Raw genomic sequence first — 17,155 nt, 5'->3', positions numbered from 1 at the left:
GATGACGAGATACGCGTACGTCGCGGTCGCACCGGACGGCCAGGTCGCGAAGGGCACCACGAAGGCGGAGAGCCGTGAGGACGCGGAGCTCGCACTGTACGAACGCGAGCTGCGCGACATCCGGGTCACCGAGAAGCGCAGTGTCCTGCAGTTGGAGATCACTCCGCGCCGGGTGAAGCGTGAGGAGGTCATGCACCTCTCCCGGCAACTGGGTGCGTTCATCAAGGCAGGCATGCCGCTCATCGACGCAGTGCACTCGCTGGGCGAGGAGTCGGACAACGCCTCGGTACGCCGGATGATGGGCGAGGTCGAGCACGGACTTCGCGGTGGTGAGAAGCTCTCGGACTGCTTCGACCGGCACCCGAAGATCTTTCCCGAGTTCTACCGCGGCATCCTGCGCTCGGCAGAGCTGAGCGGTCAGCTCGACACGGTACTCGGGCAACTGGCCAGGTATCTGGAACGGGACTTGGAAGCACGGCGCAAGGTGAAGCAGGCCATGATCTATCCGTCGATCGTGGCGATCATGTCCTTGGTGACGGTGGTTGTGCTGGCCGCCTTCGTACTACCGCGGTTCAAGGACTTCTTCGCCAGCCTGCATGCGACGCTGCCGCTTCCCACACGCATGCTGCTCGCGGTCACGGACTTCTTCGCCGCATGGTGGTGGGCGCTGGCCGGCGGTGCCGCCGTAGTCGCACTGCTCATCTTCAGCGTCGTCCAGACCCAAGGCGGCCGCTACCTGCGGGACAGGGTGTTCCTCGCGCTGCCGGTGCTCGGTGGGACGATCCAGTTCGCGCTGGTCGAACGCTTCTGCCGGATCCTGTCGTCGATGGTCGGTGCGGGTGTTCAGCTCCCGGAGGCTCTGCGGGTTGCCACGGGGTCGCTGCCGAACCTGGTCTTCCGCCGCTCGCTGGGCGTGGCAGGCGAAGCTCTGCTGGAAGGTGAGGGCCTGGCCCGTCCACTGGCCGCCACCAAACTGTTCCCGAAGACTGCCGCGCAGATGATGCGCGTCGGTGAAGAGACGGGCACGCTGGACACCCAGCTGGAAGTCACAGCGGCCTACTATGAGGGTGAGCTGGACTACAAGCTCAAGAAGCTCATCGGCCTCTTCGAACCCCTCGTCATCGTCGTCATGGGTCTCATCGTCGGCTTCGTGGCCGTCGCTCTGGTCTCCGCGATGTACGGCATCTTCCGCCAGGTGCAGACATGACCCAGGACGAAAGCGGCGAATCGCTGCTGGAGCTACTGATCGCCGTGGCGATCATGGGAATCGCCGTGGTTGCCATCATGGCCGGTCTGGTCACCAGCGTGCTCGTCTCCGACGTACATCGCAAACAGGCCACCGCCGGCACCGCGGTCCGCGACTACGCCGAGGCGATCCAGACATTCGTAGCCAACGGCAACTATGTGGACAGTTGCGGCTCGATCACGCCGTACAACCTGTCGTCCTTCACGGTCCCCACCGGCTACACGAAGTCGATCGTCGCCGGCTCGATCCGGTACTGGAACGGCAGCTCGTGGCAGACCAGCTGCACGACCGATCTCGGCCTGCAGCAGTTGACGGTCCAGGTCGCGAGCACCGACGGCCGCGCGACGGAGCGAGTCACTGTCGTACTGCGCAAGCCGTGCGGTCTGGACACGACATGCTGACCCGCGTACGCCGTACCGACGACGGGTTCACCCTGGTCGAGTTGCTCGTCGCAGTGGCGATCCTCGCGGTCATCACGGTACCGCTGGCGAACGTCGTGATCGGTGCCTTCCGGAACACCACCGACACGTCGGACCGGCTCGCGTTGTCGCACGACGCGCAGATCAGTGCGTCGTACTTCGCCCGCGACGTCGCCGAGCTCGGCCTCCGGGACTGGGCCAACATCAACGCGAACGCCGTACCGTTCAAGCAGTCCGTCCAGCTGAACGCGGCCTACAACGCCGGCGGCTACACGTGCGGTACGTCGGCCACTCCTGCTGCGGTGGTGCGGCTGCTGTCCGACGCGTGGGACCCGGCCGTCTCCAACACCGATCCCACGACCAACGTCGTCGCGTACTACCTGCAGCCGGTCGGCGCCGTCAGCGAACTGCACCGGATCAAGTGCCTCGGCCCGGCGACGACGCCCACCGCCGATGTCGTCCTCGCCCACAACGTGAAACCTGGGAGCGTCTCCGTGACGTGCTCCAGCACCTGCGAGGCAACCGCCGTACCGAACCAGCTCTCGCTGACGTTCCAGGTCACCAAAGGCTCGGCAGCCGACTACCCGATCACGCTCAACGGCCAGCGGAGGCAGCAATGAGAAAGCGCATCGCCCGCGCCAAGGGAGATGAAGGGGCGGCGCTGGTACTGGTCCTGATCGTGATTACGGTCATTGCCTTGAGCCTCTCCGCCCTGCTGACCCTCTCCGACACCAGCGTCCGCACAACGGTCGGCCTCCGCGACCAAGCATCGAACACCTACAGCGCCGACGGCGCCATGCAGGCCGCCATCAACAACCTCCGAAACAGTGCCTACAACGACAACGCCGGTCAACCCTGCTTCGGCGCGAGCAACACCCTCCAGCTCAGCAACTTCTACGGCTCGAACTCAGCCGCCATAACCTGCCAAGCCGACCCCAAGACGGTCCGCATCCAATGCCCATCCCTCTCGAACTGCAACCGCCCGGGCAACGCGATCCTGACCCTGGGCCGGACGTCCGAGGACGGTCTCAACATCACCCAGAACACCGGCTCGACCTTCCGGGTCCACGGCAACGTCTTCTCGAACTCGAACATCAACGTCGTCAACGGCACCCTCAACACCAACGCCATCGCGTCCGCCCGAACCTCCTGCACCGGATCGATCCAGAGCACACCGGCCCCGGCTTGCAATATCGGTAATGCGTCGAACCCGCTCGGGGACGACCCCAATTACGTTTCCGATGCAGTCGCAGCGCCTGTCCGTCGGGCACTGCCAAGCTGCACGACCGCTAACTCCGTGGTCGTCTTCGAGCCGGGCGCCTACGACGATGCCGTGGGCCTGACCACGATGATGCATGGGAACAGTCAGTGCAAGCACAGCGTCTGGTGGTTCAAGCCCGGGACGTACTACTTCGACTTCCGCAACGGCGGCACCAACCCGAGCCCGTTCCTCTCGTCCGGCAACGACATTTGGCGAATCGACGACGGCTACCTTGTCGCCGGCACGCCCGTCAACGCCGCCGGTACCCCGATCGCGCAGCCGGCCGTTCCACCGAGCATTCCGGGCGCGTGTGACAACCCGATCAACAACGCCAACGCGGTCGGAGTCCAGTTCATTTTCGGCGGGGACAGTCAACTGATCGTCGGATCGGCTCAGGCCGAGATCTGCGGCTCGTACCACACCAACAAGGCGCCGGTCGCGGTCTACGGGCAAACCACCGGCGCCGACTCTCCCGTGGCGTGGACCGGGTCCAACGCGCTCACTATGTCCGGAGTCTCCGACACCGGTGACTTCACCAACGCGGGCTGGATCAGCCAGACCGACGGCCAGAGCGCTACCTGGACAAAGACCGGGAGCAACCAACAGACGGGCAAAGTAGTTGTCACCGGATATCAGCCCACCACCCCGATCCCTGCGGGCTCCATCCTCACCTCCGCCAAGATGGTCGCTGTTCACGGCAACACGGCGGGCTCGACACTGGACACACTGTCCGTACAGGTCAGCCCGACAGGCGGTACGCCGTACACGGTCACGCTCCCCTCCTACGGCGACACCGCGGTGCACACGGACTCTGTCGATGTGTTCCAGGGCCTGACCGGGCAACTGGCACAGTTGGCGAACGCTGGAACGCTGAGCACCACCAAGCTGACGTACTCGGCAACGGTGAAGCATGCCGGGATCGAGCGCGTGGACAGCCTGAAGCTGGAGCTCACCTTCCTGCCGCCAACCCTCCGAGCAAGCAGCGGCTGCGTTGCGACCGGTCCGTACATGCGCAGCGGCGGGCATTCGACGACCTGTGCCCTTGTCACGTCTGAACTCGACCCCGCGAACAAGTTCTATGTGCAAGGCACGACCTACGCCCCGAAGGCGGCTCTGGACATCACGCTCAACAACGCCCAAGAGCAGGTGTTCCGGTTCGGCGTCATCGCACGATCGTTGTGGGTGAAGGAAACAGGCAGTTTCAACTACGGCGGGGTCGTGATCGAGGTGCCTGACGACTCGCCGGGCTTCGTGTTCAGTCTGTATTTGTCTGCCTACATCTGCGCCGGTGCCGGACCGTGTTCGACGGGTGGGACACCTGTGCTGCGATCGAAGGTCGCGCTGGTCGACACGAACCCGATGGCGCCGAGTCCGGGACACCGGCAGGTCACCGTGCTCAGTTGGTCGAGGCCGGGATGATCGCCGCGTTTGCGGGCGTCCTGGGGCTGATGGTCGGGTCGTTCCTGAACGTGGTGGTGTACCGGGTGCCGCGTGGGGAGTCTGTGGTTAGGCCGCCGTCGCACTGTCCGCAGTGTGGGAGTCTCGTGCGGCCCAGGCACAACGTCCCTGTGCTGGGATGGATCTTGTTGCGCGGGCGGTGCGCTGACTGTCGTCTGCCGATCAGCGTGCGTTATCCGCTTGTCGAGCTGGTGACGGGGCTGCTGTTCGCGGCGGTCGCATTGCGGGTTGGGGGAGGGGCGATTCCGGCGTACCTGTGGTTCACGGGTGCGGGGCTTGCGCTGGCGTTGATCGATCTCGACGTACGGCGGTTGCCGAATGCGATCGTGGCGCCGTCGTACCCGATCCTCCTCGGCTTGCTGGCCGGCGCTTCGGCTCTGGAACACGACTGGTGGGCGCTCGGGCGGGCGCTGATCGGTGGGGCAGTGTTGTTCGCGTTCTACCTGGCGCTCGTGCTCGTCTACCCGGCCGGTATGGGCTGGGGAGACGTCAAGTTGGCCGGGCTCGTTGGCGGCGTACTGGCGTTCCTCTCGTGGCAGGCGTTCTTCGTCGGCGCCTTCGCGGCGTTCGTGCTCGGAGCGATTGTCGGCGTCGCTGTGCTGGCCTTCCGGCAGGGCGGGCGGAAGACGGCGCTGCCGTTCGGGCCGTTCATGATCGGTGGCGTTCTGCTGGCCGTGTTCGCGGCCGCTCCGCTGGCCGCCTGGTACGGCGCTCTGCTTGGTTGAGTCCGCAACTTGTTAACCAGGTGTTTAGGGCGTTTAGATTAAAAACACCTAGCGTGAGCGGCGTAACAACCTGTGACGCATGCCCGATGATCATTACAGCACGTGATAGTCGTCACGCTGCGCTGGGGCTTCCACGGGGGCAAATCATGAGCGGACCGATCACGGTCGTCGTCGTCGACGGCCACACCTTGACCAGATACGGGCTGGCCGGACTCGTCAGCGCCGACCCGGAGATCAGCATCGTCGGTGAGTGTGGCCTCGCCGCGGAGGCACCCGCCCGGATCGCGGTTGCTCATCCTGATGTCGTGGTGCTCGATGTGGTCCTGCCGGACGCCGACGGCCTGCGCCTCGCCCGGGAACTGCGCGATCGGTACCCGTCGCTCGGCATCGTCGTACTGACATGCCACGACGAGGACGACGTCCTTTTCCGCGCGCTGGAGACCGGGGTGTCCGCGTTCGTGGCCAAGACCGCCCCGAACGCCGAGGTGCTGGCGGCGATCCGGCACGCCGCCGTGGCGGCCGCGTCCTTCACCGCGACAGGCCTCGCGTCGGCACTCGCGCGTCGCGGACAGGCCACCCTGCCGACGGCCGCCACACTGGCGCTCAGCCCGAGGGAGCGTGAGGTCCTGTCCTTGCTGGCGACCGGGCAGTCCGTACCGGCCATCGCGGGCTCGATGTTCGTGAGCCTGTCGACGGCCAAGACGTACGTGTCCCGGCTCTACGACAAGCTGGGCGCGACCAACCGCGCGAACGCGATTATGACTGCACTACGCCTCGGTCTCATCAGCACCGAGCTGTCCGCGATCGCCTGACGTTCACGGCGCGAGTACCAGCCGACCGCGGACCCCTCCCTCCGCGAGCCGCTTGTAGGCCTGCTGAGCGTCACCGAGCTCGTAGGTGTCGGCAATCCGCGTTGAGATCACGTTCTTTTCTACAAGCTGTGTGAGCTCTGCCAGCTGCTCCTGGTTCACGTGGATGAACACCTGCTCCACGGTGATCCCTCTTAAGTGCGGCGGTCGCGGGCCGCCTTGTAGGTGTACGTGCCGTCCGCCGTTGCGGACCGCCTCCTGTGCGCCGATTCCGGCGACCGCAGCATCCACGACACCGTCAACGCCGGCCGGTGCGATTCGCCGTACCGCTGCCGCCAGGTCATCGTTGCGGTCGATGAAATGGTCCGCGCCGAGCCTCCGAACCAGGTCCTCGTCAGCTGGCGCTGCGCTGGCGATCACGGTCTTGTTGAAGTGCTTAGCCAGCTCCACGGCGTAGCCGCCGACGCCGCCTGCTGCTCCTGTGATGAGCACGGTCTCTCCGCGGACCGCCTTGACCGCCTGCAAGGCCGTGAGACCGTTCAGCCCATACGTGGCTGCTCTCTCGAGCTCCACGCCATGCGGGGCTTCGGTGACCGTGCCGGCGTCCAGTACGACGTACTCCGCATGCGTCTTGAGGCTCTGCGCCAGACGATCCGCCACGCCGACCACCGGCGTACCTATCTGTAGCTGGCAGCCGGGTCCGACGGCGTCCACCGTGCCGGCGACGTCCCAGCCGAGACCGAACTGCTCCCGCGGCGCCGTCAGCCCGACCTCGACGAGGGCCCCGCTGCTGATCGCCAGATCCACCGGGTTGACCGCGGCGGCAGCCACCTTGATCCGTACCTGGCCCGCGGCCGGTTCGGGTACGGCGGTCTCGATCAACTCGACCGCCTCCGGCCCGTTGAGCCGCCGGGCCACCAGTGCGCGCATATCGTTTCTCTCCTTGTTTCGTGGTGTGTACACCACTGTGGGAGAGCTACTCTCTGACGGGAAGTACGTACTTCGGAGTGCGTACCGTACGAGGAGGAGAGCCATGCCGACCCGGACCGCCGCCCAGCGCCGTGAGGAAGCGGCGCGCGAGTACGACGCGTTCCTGGCGACCTGCCCGGCGCGGCAACTCCTCGACCGCATCAGCGACAAGTGGGTCACCCTGATCCTCACGGCCCTCGCCGACGGTCCCCAGCGATACTCCGACCTGTCCCGCCGGATCGCCGGCGTCAGCGAGAAGATGCTCACGCAAACGCTCCGCTCGCTGGAGCGCGACGGTCTGCTGACTCGCTCGGTCACGCCGTCCGTACCGGTCCGCGTCGACTACGAGCTCACGCCACTCGGCGGCACGCTGATGCCGCTCATTTCCGCGATCAAGTCCTGGGCCGACGGCCATATGCCTGAGGTTGCCGCCGCCCGCGACGCCTACGACTCGAGTACTCCCGCATGACGGACCGCCGGGTCGTCGTTGTCGTCGTACCGGGAGTTGGTACGTGGGCTCCGCCCGGCCGCGATCCGGAGGCGTGGCGGCTCGCGCTGGCCGAGGACACGTACGAAGTCCTGGCCGCGCTGGATCGGGTCGAGGTCGCCGTCGCGGTTGCTGGCGACGAGGGCGCCGTGGCCGAGATGAGCGCACTGACCTGGCCCGGGACGCCGACGTACGCCGTTGATCCTGCGCGGCCCGTGCTGGACGCGTTGTCACAGGCGGGGTCGGCCGCGGCGGTCGTTGCGGTGTCGCACGACGTACCCGACTTGCCTGGGCTGTTGATCGGCAAGCTGTTCCGCGCTCTCGCTCATGCCGACATCGCGGTGACTCCGGCGGAGGACGGCACGTTGGCGGCGATCGGAGTGAACGTGCCGGTCGCGGACTGGGTCGCCGAACTCGCGCCGACCTTCGACACCCCGCTCGCCGAGCTGGAAGCCCGCAAACCGCGCCGGCACGCGGTCGCGATCGGCCCTGGTTGGCACCGTCTGCGATCGAATGCTGACATAGCGCGACTGGATCCGGGACTTGAGGGCTGGGACGCGACAAGATCCATACTTCGTCACTCCTGACCCGTCACCTTCTCCACACCCACTCGTTCACCATGCAGCAGGGTCTTCGGGGGAAGCCCAGCACCCTCGCCGATGCCGTTCAGGGGCGGTACTCGACGAACCCAACCGCACCGGGGGGATGCGGCGGGGAACGGCACCAACCGCGCGGTCGGGGGACCGCGCCACCCTGGACACGCCACATCAACGGGGGCAGGAAGACGGCAGGGTCAACGGACCGTGCCGAGGGGACGGGGACGCAGTACGCGCGGGGGAGCGGGGACGCAGCACGCGGGGGAGCGGGGACGCAGTATCGCGGGGGAGCGGGGACGCAGTATCGCGGGGAGTAGCACCAGCGGGGATCGCGGGGGAGTTGTAGTAGCGGGGATCGCTGGGGGGTTGTACCAGCGGGATCGCTGGGGTTGTACCAGCGGACGCGGGGGGAGCAGTATCACCAACGGGGATACGGGGGAGCGCTACCAGCAGTGGGGGCACGGGGGAGCATTGCCAGTAGCAGTGGGGTGCCGGGGAACCACTAGCGGGGACACGGGGATCGCTACCAGCAAGTGGGGTGCACGGGGCGCATTGCCAGTGGGGGCACGGGGAGCGGTCTCGGCGGGGGAAGCAGGGCTGGGGGGCTTGTTGCGGGGAAGTGGGCCGGCTGAGTTGAGCCGGCCCACAGTTCTGTCCCGTCTCAGACGTGGGGTATGTGCTGAAGTGCGCGACTCGCGAGAGCCTGGACACTGGCGTCCGTGTCGGGTGGCAGGGCATCGAGAGGGAACCAGGCAAGATCCTCCGACTCGTCGCTGACCACGTACTCGGTATCCGTGGTCGCGGTCACCAAGAACTGGACGTCGAGGTGGTACGCGCCCGCACAACCGCCGGCCTCGATGAGATGGCGCGAGAGATGAAGGGGCTGCGGGCCGACCGTCAGCCCGATCAACCCGGACTCCTCAGTTGCTTCGCGGAGGGCCGCGCCGGTCAAGGTGGTGTCGCCAGGCTCGCAATGTCCGCCGAGCTGAAGCCAACGCCCAACTGCCTTGTGCAGCGTCAGCAGGGTCTTCTCGCCGGGCGCATCGACCACCAACGCACTGGCGGTCACATGCTCCGGCCGGCACGTCCGCCACATCCCGTCCACGTGCTCAGCCAGATGCCTCAGGTAATGCCGCCGCAACTCCTCCTGCTCCCCATCCGGCGCATTCCACCTCTCCAAAACCCCAACCGCATCTACACGAAGCATCCGCCCAGTCTCCCGCATCCACTCCGGACCGCCGTCGAGCTGCGGTGGGACTCACCCCCTACTTGGGGGTGTCGCCGTTGTCTTCTTCGGGGTTGGTGGGGGTGTCCAGGAAGTCGGTGATGTCTATGTTGGACAGTTCGCCGGCGTGTTGGGCGAAGCCGATGGGGTCGTCGAGGTCACTGGTGCTGGGCATCAGGTCGGGGTGGGACCAGAGGCTGTCGCGGCCCTCTACCCCGCGGGCGTCGCGGACGGCTGCCCAGAGGTTGGCGGCGTCGCGGAGGCGACGGGGGCGGAGTTGGAGGCCGACGAGGGTGGCGAACGTCTGCTCTGCGGGTCCTCCCGCGGCGCGGCGGCGGCGTACCGTCTCGGCGAGTTGTACGGCGGCGGGCATCCGGCCCTTGGTGGCTTCGCGTACGACGTCGTCGACCCAGCCTTCGACCAACGCGAGCGTGGTCTCGAGTCGGACGAGAGCGGCCTTCTGCTGCTCGGAGTCCTCAGGCTCGAACAGGCCGCCCGCGAGGGCCTCCTGCATGGCTTCCGGGTTCTGCGGGTCGATGTCGGCCATCGCGCGCTCGATCTTGCCGGAGTCGACCTCGATCCCGGCCGCGTAGTCGGCGACCGCGGCGAGCAGGTGCTGCCGCAGCCACGGGACACCGGCGTACAGCCTCTGGTGGGCGACCTCGCGGAGCGCCAGGTACAGCCGGACGTCCTCGTCGGTCAACCCAAGGCCCTCGGCGAACTTCGCGACGTTGTCCGGCAGCAGGATCGCCTGGCCCGTCGGGCCCAGTGGCAGGCCGATGTCGGACGAGCTGACCACTTCACCCGCGAGCTCGCCGAGACCCTGCCCGACCTGCGCGCCGAACACCGAACCGCCGAGCTGCCGCAGCATCCCCGCCATCGGACCGGCGAACTGCTGTGCCTCGGCAGGCAGCGCGTTGCCCATCGCGCCGGCGACGTGCTCGGCCACCGGGTCAACGATCGTCTGCCACACCGGAAGCGTGTTCTCGACCCACTCGGCGCGGCTCCAGGCCTGTGAGGTCGCGGAGACCTCGGGCAGTGTGGTCGCGTCGTCCAGCCAGTGCTCGGCGAGACGGACCGCGTCGGCGACCCGATCGCTGTCGGTCGCCGTCATCGACCGGTCCCCGGCGGCGGAGACCGTCTTGCGCGCGATGTCCTTGGCCAGGTCCCAGTTCACCGGCTTGCCGTCGGCCGAACCGCTGAGCAGCTGCTGGACCTGCGCGAAGATCGCGTTCAGGTCCGGGGTAGCGCCCGCGCCGGCCGCACCGGAGAACTGCTGGAACATGGCCTCGAACGGCGTGCCCTTGAAGGGGTTGTCCGGGTTTTCCGGTTCGTCGCTCATCGGAGGGCCTTCCTGTGCGGGTGGGGCGTACTACTCCAAACGTACTGGTTCGGTCCACGAGTTCCGCGTCCGGTCAACAGTTCCCGCCTGGTGTTCGCCGCGGGCAGAGCCGGGAGACACGCAGCCAAGTAGGGGAGCAGGGCAACAGTCTCTTTGGGTGTACGCCGGGACACACAACGCAGCGCGAGATGTGCTGAACCGGGAGGTGATGTCGGGGAAATCCAGGGTTGGAGGGAGAATCGTGCTGCGGGAATGGAATGGTGTGCTCTGCAGGCGTGGTACCCGGCGGGAATGAGGAACCGATGAGCGACGCGATCAGGCTGCTGGACATTCGCGACAGTGCGTTGTCCAGCGACGAGGTGCTGGCTGCTGTCGCGGATCCGACGGCGGGTGGAACTGCGCTTTTCATCGGCACTGTGCGCAACCACGACCAGGAAAAGCCCGTCGAGCAGCTCAGCTACGAGGCGCACCCGGACGCGCTCGAGCACCTGCGGAAGGTCGCGCAGCGGGTCTGCGACGACCCCGCGGTGACGGCTTTGGCCGCCGTCCACCGGACCGGAGACCTTGTCATCGGGGACGCCGCGGTGATCGTCGCGGTAGCCGCATCGCACCGGGATGTGGCTTTCACGGCATGCCGGCAGCTGATCGACGACCTCAAGGCAGAGGTCCCGATTTGGAAACACCAGCACTTCACCGACGGTGGCAGCGAGTGGGTCGGCGCTCACTGACCCGTACGCTGGGCGCATGAAGGTGGCCGGATGAAGGTTTTGGCGTGGCTGGCGTTCCCGCTGGTCGCCACGCTGCTCGCGATGTGCTGGGCAGGCTGGCGCGGGTGGCGCAGCCGTGAGCCGCGCCGCTCCGGTGGTCCGTTCGCGTCGGTGGACGAGTTCCGCCGGTTCAACGCCGCGCTCTCCGCGCCGGGCCCACGGGCCACTCCGGAACGTCGCCGCGGCCTGGGTCGTCGTAACCATCAGCCGGTCTCCGAGGACCGGGGCTCCGGCTCCACCAAGATCGCAGGGCAGGGTTCGTGACACGTCGTACCGCCACATTGGTCGCCTCGATCGTCGTGCTCGTCGTCTCGCTGGGGTTGGTGACCGCGTTCCCGGTGCCGTTCGTCTCGTTCAGCCCGGGACCGGTCAAGGACACGCTCGGGACGGCGAAAGACAAGCCGGTGATCGAGATCACCGGTCACGAGACCTTCCCGACGTCGGGCCAGCTGGACCTGACCACGGTGTCGGTGACCTCGCCCGATCGGCAGTTGACGCTTCCGCAGGCGATGCGGAACTGGCTCGACCCACACCACGACCTGTTCCCCCGCGACATCATCTATCCGCCGAGCCAGAGCGCCGACGAGGTCGAGCAGCAGAACACCGCGGAGATGACCGGTTCCCAGGACAGTGCGGTCGCCGCGGCGCTGCAGGCCGCGAACGTCCCGTTCCACACGAAGGTGTCGACGGTCGCGGACAAGTCGCCGGCCGAGGGCAAGTTGAAACCCGGTGACCTGATTCTGGCCGTCGACGGCCACACGGTGACACAGGTCCCGCAGGTCGGTGAGCTCGTCCGGAAGCACAAGGTCGGTCAGACCGTCGTGTTCCTGATCCGGCGCGGCACCGCCGAGCAGACCGTCGAACTGAAGACGGCCGCGACTCCCGGTGAGGAGACCCGCCCGATGGTCGGGATCACGATCGGCGTCGACTCGACAGTGAAGGTGACGGTCAACCTCGGTCAGGACATCGGCGGTCCGAGTGCGGGTACCGCGTTCGCGCTGGCCATCTACGACAAGCTGACGCCGGGCGCGCTGCTGAACGGCAAGCACGTCGCCGGCACCGGCACGATCGACGCGCTCGGCCAGGTCGGCGCGATCGGCGGCATCCAGCAGAAGATCGCCGGTGCCAAGAATGACGGCGCCACGATCTTCCTGGTCCCCGCGCCGAACTGTGAGGCCGCGCTGCACGCGGACGTCAGCGGCATCCGGCTGGTGAAGATCAGCACGCTGAAGGACGCGATCAGCGCCCTGCAGGCGGTCACCACCGGCAAGGGAGACGTCCCCTCGTGCAGCTAGGGCATGTCTCCCAATCCCACGCCTACTGCGCGGCACTCGGCGGGCACCTCGCCGCACCGGCGCGAAGGGCACGATGGAACCACATCGAGCCCTCCGCGCCGGCGCGCCGAGGCACTCCGCCGAGCACCTGCTCGCGACGGCGCGGGATTGGGAGACATGCCCAGATGAGCAACCTGAACGAATCGGCGAGCCGAAGGGAAGATCTGCCGGCATGGATTCCGTAGGCACGCTGCCTCCTGACGCGCTCAGCCGCGCGGTGGTCGAGATCGAGAAGCATGTGAGCGGCGCGGGCTGGGACCAGCCGGCGCAGTTGTTCGCGCTGGTCCCGACCGCCGAACTGCTGCGCGCCGAACCGCAACTGGCCGCCGAACTCGGCGCCGAGGACGCGTCCCAGCCACTGACCCCGGTGGCCCAGGGCGAGCTGCCCGGTGGCGTCGACGACGAGAACCTCGCTGACACCTTGGGCAGGATCGAATGGCCCGAGGGTGTCGCCGGTTGCGCCCTGGCGATCGAACGGATCGTGCTGCCGGCGGCGGCCGAGTCGGGACTGTCCAGCGTCGAGTCCGACGCCGAGCTGGCCCGGCTGGCCGGTAGCGATCCGCGCCGGCACGAGGTCCGCATGGTCGCCGCGGTGCTGCGTGAAGGGGACCGTTTCGGTGCGGTCCGGCTGCGTGCGCACGACGAGGACAGTGCAGTGCTCACCGGGGTCGACTTGGTCCCCACGCTGTGCGAAGTACTGTCATTGACATTCGAACCTTCGGCCGGCAACCGGCCGGGTGAAGGTCCTGGGGTCGACGGCGTGAGTGACGACGAGGAGAACCGACCATGAGCGACGGCGTCTACGACATGCCTGAGGAGCCTGCCCGGCGAATGCGGCGGCCGGGCGGCCGTCCACGCGCGCTGCTGCCGACGATCGCGACACTGATCGTCCTGCTCATCCTCTTCAGCGTCTTCACCGACGTCTGGACCCAGCGGCTCTGGTACCGGTCGGTCGACCTCGGCTCGGTGTTCAGCACGGTGCTCGGCACCCGGGTGCTGCTGTTCGTGGTGGTCGGCCTGCTGATGGCGGTCGCCGTCGTTGCGAACATCATCGTTGCGTTCCGCACCCGGCCGCGGGTCGCCCTCGCTCCGTCGCCGAGCCCCGGATTCGAGCGGTACGGCGACCTGCTCCAGCAGCACGGGAAGATCGCCGTCGGCGTGGTCGCCACGCTGATGCTGATCTTCGGCGGCTCGGCAGCCTCGGGGGAGTGGAAGACCTTCCTGGCGTGGAAGAACCGGACCCCGTTCGGAGTCACCGACCAGCACTTCAACAAGGACATCTCGTTCTTCGTCTTCGACTACCCGTGGCTGCGCGTACTGCTCGGCTTCGGCTACTCGATCGTGCTGCTCTCGCTGGTGGCCGCGATCATCACCCATTACCTGTACGGCGGGTTCCGCCCGTCGGCCAAGGGACAGAAGGCCTCCGGTGCGGCGCAGGTGCAGTTCTCGGTGCTGCTGGGGCTGCTCGTGCTCCTCAAGGCGTTCAGCTACTGGCTCGACCGCTACGGCCTGACCACCTCCGACGGCAGGCTCTTCACGGGTATCTCCTACACGGGCGACCACGCGATCCTGCCCAGCAAGGAGATCCTGGCGGTCATCGCGGTCCTTTGCGCCGGCCTATTCTTCGCGAACGTCGTACGCCGGACCTGGCTGCTGCCCGGCGTCGGCACGGTCGTGCTGATCCTGTCGGCGATCCTCCTCGGCGCGCTCTGGCCGGCCGCTCTCCAGCAGTTGCGGGTGCGCCCGAGCGAGCCGGTGAAGGAAGGGTCGTACATCACCAAGAACATCACGGCCACGCGCCAGGCGTACGGTCTCGAGAACACACAGATCACCGAGTACCAGGCGCAGAGCACCGCCAAGCCGAACGAGCTGACCGCCGATGCGGACGTGCTGCCCGGCATCCGGCTGATCGACCCGACCGTCATCGGTCCGACCTTCGAGCAGTTGCAGCAGGTCCGTGGCTTCTACTCCTTCCCGACCGATCTCGATGTGGACCGGTACAAGCTCAAGGACAAGACCCAGGACACCGTGATCGCGGCCCGGGAGGTCCAGATCGACCGGCTGCCGGCCGGTCAGCGGAACTGGAACAACGATCACACGGTCTACACCCACGGCTACGGCGTGGTCGCCGCGAACGGGAACCAGCGGGCCGCCGACGGTACGCCGGTCTGGACCGAGAAGGACCTGCCGCCGCAGGGCCAGCTCGGCGACTACGAACCGCGGATCTACTTCGGTGAGCAGTCGCCGGACTACTCGATCGTCGGTGCGCCGCCGGGATCCGCGCCGGTCGAGCTGGACACCCCGGAGGGGACCAAAGGCGGTGACCCGACGCTGAACACCTACAACGGCAAGGGTGGCGTCAAGGTCGGCTCCTTCTTCAACCGGTTGCTCTACGCAACCAAGTTCCGGGACGCGAACATCCTGCTGTCCAGCCGGGTGAACTCGGCCTCGAAGATCCTCTACGACCGCACCCCGCGCGAGCGGGTCGAGAAGGCCGCGCCGTGGCTGACGCCGGACGGTGACCCGTACCCGGCGGTCGTCGACGGCCAGGTGGTCTGGATCGTCGACGGCTACACCACCTCGGACAACTACCCGTACTCCGAGAAGGTCGGGCTGGACACCAGCACCCGGGACACCACCACCGGCCGGGGCACGATCGCCCAGCAGCCGAGCGAGAAGATCAACTACATCCGGAACTCGGTCAAGGCCGTCGTCAACGCCTACGACGGCTCGGTCGAGCTGTACGCATGGGACGAGAACGACCCGGTCCTGAAGACCTGGATGAAGGCCTTCCCCGGCACGGTCAAGCCGCGCTCCGACATCTCCCCGGCGCTGATGGCGCACCTGCGCTACCCGGAGGACATGTTCAAGGTGCAGCGCGACCTGCTCGCGAAGTACCACGTCCAGGACGCGGGCACCTGGTACCAGAACAGCGACCTGTGGCGCGTTCCGGCCGACCCGACCGCGGTGGCGACCGGTAGCGACTCGTCCAGCCAAATCAGCCAGCCTCCCTTCTATCTCTCGTTGCGGATGCCGGACCAGACCGATCCGAAGTTCTCCCTGACCTCCGTGTACGTACCGAACGGTGAACGGGAGAACCTCACCGCGTTCATGGCTGTCGATTCCGAGGCAACCTCCCCGGACTACGGCAAGTTCCGAATACTCCGATTGCCGGCGAACCTGCAGGTGCCTGGTCCGGGGCAGGTGTACAACAAGTTCCAGACCGACGAAGGCATCCGAGCGGCGTTGCTGCCGATCAACCAGCAGAACAGCGGCGCCAGAGCCCAGTTCGGGAACCTCCTCACGTTGCCACTCGGCGGTGGTCTGCTCTACGTCCAGCCGGTCTACTCGTCGCGGACCAGCGGGCCGGGTAACTACCCGGTCCTGCGGTACGTCCTGGTGTCCTTCGGGGACAACGTCGCCTTCGGGACGACGCTGCAGGAAGCCCTCGAGAAGGTGTTCAACACCAACGTCGACACGGGCGAGAACCCACCGGGCACCAAGACACCGCCGGCACAGACGAACCAGACCGTCAAGCAGGCCCTGGCCGAAGCCGAAGCGGCCTACAACCGGGCACAGGACGCCCTCAAGAAGGGTGACCTCGCCGGTTACCAGTCGAACGTGAACCAGATGAAGGCCGCGCTCGACCGGGCGACGGCCGGTGCCGCGGCGACGCCCACCCCGACACCGAAACCGTCCGGCGCCCCATCGACAACACCATCAACAGCACCGTCGACGACCCCGTCGACAACACCGTCGAGCCCGCCGGCCTCGCCGTCAGGCTGACCCGCAGGACATTTTCCGGGCGGCGACACCGACACCTGTCGGCGTCGCCGCCCTTTCGTCTTGCGGGGGTGGTTGCCTACGGCATCAGGGCGCTTCGGGCCGGAACCCGGCCGCGGTGTCGAGCACGTCCTCGTCGGTGAACCGGTCGTGGTCGATCGTGACCTCGGCCGCCACCCCCGGTTCGATGAAGTAGAACACCTCGTCACCGGCGAACAGCCCGTCGTACCCACCGACCTTGACGGGAGTGAGCTGCCAGCCCGGGTCCTTCTCCTCGTACTCCACCAGGAAGTTCTTCAAGGTCTCGAGATCGGTGAGCTTCTCGCCGCGGATCGTCTTGACGGTGAGGTCGACCTTGTAGGCGCCGTTCGCATCCGGGCCGGTCTCCCAGACCCGGCTGTGGAACGACACGTCCTCCCACTCGTACTCGAAGTCGCTCGGCGTGCCGATGCCGTCGGGCAGGTTCTCGATCACGAAGCCGTCCAAGGTGCCAGCCTTCTGCTCGGTCGATGGGGATCCGGAGACAACGGAGTACGTCGATGAGGTTGCGGCGTCGGCCGTCGTCGCGAGGCCGAGCGTGGCCAGCACGACCGCGCTCCCGGTCACGATACGGCGGGCGGACGGCATGACTCGGGAGCCAAGCAGTGAACGTGACATGACAGCCTCCTGGGAACGGTCGGCGCCCCACCGATTGCGAGACGCCTTTCGTGTCCAAGAAGGTGCACCGATCGGCT

17 protein-coding genes are annotated in these 17,155 nt (G+C 67.1%); 13 read left to right on the top strand and 4 right to left on the bottom strand.

What is annotated here, in order from left to right:
* Position 1: 1 nt before the first annotated feature.
* From FB475_RS06440 to FB475_RS06415, 6 genes are all read left to right on the top strand, one after another.
* A complete protein-coding gene (locus FB475_RS06440; protein ID WP_141853439.1) occupies positions 2 to 1,207 on the top strand; it encodes a type II secretion system F family protein in 1,206 nt (401 codons plus the stop codon).
* Complete coding sequence (locus FB475_RS06435) at positions 1,204 to 1,647, top strand: type IV pilus modification PilV family protein (RefSeq protein ID WP_141853437.1); 444 nt, start codon at positions 1,204 to 1,206, stop codon at positions 1,645 to 1,647. Before FB475_RS06440 ends, FB475_RS06435 begins: the two co-directional genes overlap by 4 nt.
* A complete protein-coding gene (locus FB475_RS06430) occupies positions 1,641 to 2,285 on the top strand; it encodes a prepilin-type N-terminal cleavage/methylation domain-containing protein (protein WP_141853435.1) in 645 nt (214 codons plus the stop codon). The genes FB475_RS06435 and FB475_RS06430 overlap by 7 nt, the downstream gene beginning before the upstream one ends.
* On the top strand, positions 2,282 to 4,345 hold the full coding sequence (locus tag FB475_RS06425) for a hypothetical protein (RefSeq protein WP_141853433.1): 2,064 nt from the start codon (positions 2,282 to 2,284) through the stop codon (positions 4,343 to 4,345). Before FB475_RS06430 ends, FB475_RS06425 begins: the two co-directional genes overlap by 4 nt.
* Positions 4,342 to 5,109, top strand: a complete 768-nt coding sequence (locus tag FB475_RS06420; RefSeq protein ID WP_141857837.1) for a prepilin peptidase — start codon at positions 4,342 to 4,344, stop codon at positions 5,107 to 5,109. Before FB475_RS06425 ends, FB475_RS06420 begins: the two co-directional genes overlap by 4 nt.
* Positions 5,110 to 5,255: 146 nt before the next feature.
* The gene (locus FB475_RS06415; RefSeq protein WP_141853430.1) at positions 5,256 to 5,921 is read left to right on the top strand and encodes a response regulator transcription factor; all 666 of its coding nucleotides are present in this window, start codon (positions 5,256 to 5,258) and stop codon (positions 5,919 to 5,921) included.
* A gap of 3 nt (positions 5,922 to 5,924) precedes the next feature.
* Here the strand turns inward: FB475_RS06415 and FB475_RS06410 are convergent, their stop codons facing one another.
* Positions 5,925 to 6,848 (bottom strand): NADP-dependent oxidoreductase, encoded by a 924-nt coding sequence (locus FB475_RS06410; RefSeq protein ID WP_141853428.1) that lies wholly within the window; start codon positions 6,846 to 6,848, stop codon positions 5,925 to 5,927.
* Positions 6,849 to 6,951: 103 nt separating this feature from the next.
* Between FB475_RS06410 and FB475_RS06405 the strand changes: the two genes are divergently transcribed.
* Together FB475_RS06405 and FB475_RS06400 are read left to right on the top strand one after the other, a co-directional pair.
* Positions 6,952 to 7,356: a winged helix-turn-helix transcriptional regulator gene (locus FB475_RS06405; protein WP_141853427.1), complete on the top strand. Its 405-nt coding sequence runs from the start codon at positions 6,952 to 6,954 to the stop codon at positions 7,354 to 7,356.
* Entirely contained in the window at positions 7,353 to 7,961 is a 609-nt protein-coding gene (locus tag FB475_RS06400) for a DUF2064 domain-containing protein (RefSeq protein WP_141853425.1), read from the top strand. The genes FB475_RS06405 and FB475_RS06400 overlap by 4 nt, the downstream gene beginning before the upstream one ends.
* A gap of 670 nt (positions 7,962 to 8,631) precedes the next feature.
* Here FB475_RS06400 and FB475_RS06395 read toward each other — a convergent pair.
* On the bottom strand, positions 8,632 to 9,150 hold the full coding sequence (locus FB475_RS06395) for an NUDIX hydrolase (RefSeq protein WP_238331991.1): 519 nt from the start codon (positions 9,148 to 9,150) through the stop codon (positions 8,632 to 8,634).
* Positions 9,151 to 9,235: 85 nt separating this feature from the next.
* Positions 9,236 to 10,537: a zinc-dependent metalloprotease gene (locus tag FB475_RS06390; protein WP_141853421.1), complete on the bottom strand. Its 1,302-nt coding sequence runs from the start codon at positions 10,535 to 10,537 to the stop codon at positions 9,236 to 9,238.
* A gap of 302 nt (positions 10,538 to 10,839) precedes the next feature.
* Here FB475_RS06390 and FB475_RS06385 point away from each other — a divergent pair, with 302 nt between their 5' ends.
* The 5 genes from FB475_RS06385 (at position 10,840) to FB475_RS06365 (ending at position 16,424) form a co-directional block, all read left to right on the top strand.
* Complete coding sequence (locus FB475_RS06385) at positions 10,840 to 11,265, top strand: molybdenum cofactor biosynthesis protein MoaE (protein WP_141853419.1); 426 nt, start codon at positions 10,840 to 10,842, stop codon at positions 11,263 to 11,265.
* A 30-nt stretch (positions 11,266 to 11,295) separates the two neighbouring features.
* Positions 11,296 to 11,568, top strand: a complete 273-nt coding sequence (locus FB475_RS06380) for a hypothetical protein (RefSeq protein WP_141853417.1) — start codon at positions 11,296 to 11,298, stop codon at positions 11,566 to 11,568.
* On the top strand, positions 11,565 to 12,599 hold the full coding sequence (locus tag FB475_RS06375; protein WP_141853415.1) for a YlbL family protein: 1,035 nt from the start codon (positions 11,565 to 11,567) through the stop codon (positions 12,597 to 12,599). The genes FB475_RS06380 and FB475_RS06375 overlap by 4 nt, the downstream gene beginning before the upstream one ends.
* 211 nt (positions 12,600 to 12,810) lie before the next feature.
* Positions 12,811 to 13,428: a PPA1309 family protein gene (locus FB475_RS06370; protein ID WP_202878269.1), complete on the top strand. Its 618-nt coding sequence runs from the start codon at positions 12,811 to 12,813 to the stop codon at positions 13,426 to 13,428.
* Complete coding sequence (locus FB475_RS06365; RefSeq protein WP_141853413.1) at positions 13,425 to 16,424, top strand: UPF0182 family membrane protein; 3,000 nt, start codon at positions 13,425 to 13,427, stop codon at positions 16,422 to 16,424. Before FB475_RS06370 ends, FB475_RS06365 begins: the two co-directional genes overlap by 4 nt.
* 84 nt (positions 16,425 to 16,508) lie before the next feature.
* Here FB475_RS06365 and FB475_RS06360 read toward each other — a convergent pair whose 3' ends face one another.
* Complete coding sequence (locus FB475_RS06360) at positions 16,509 to 17,078, bottom strand: hypothetical protein (protein ID WP_141853411.1); 570 nt, start codon at positions 17,076 to 17,078, stop codon at positions 16,509 to 16,511.
* Positions 17,079 to 17,155: the final 77 nt, after the last annotated feature.

It is taken from the genome of Kribbella jejuensis (assembly GCF_006715085.1).
Taxonomy (GTDB): domain Bacteria; phylum Actinomycetota; class Actinomycetes; order Propionibacteriales; family Kribbellaceae; genus Kribbella; species Kribbella jejuensis.
This window is presented reverse-complemented; position numbering and strand designations above follow the sequence as displayed.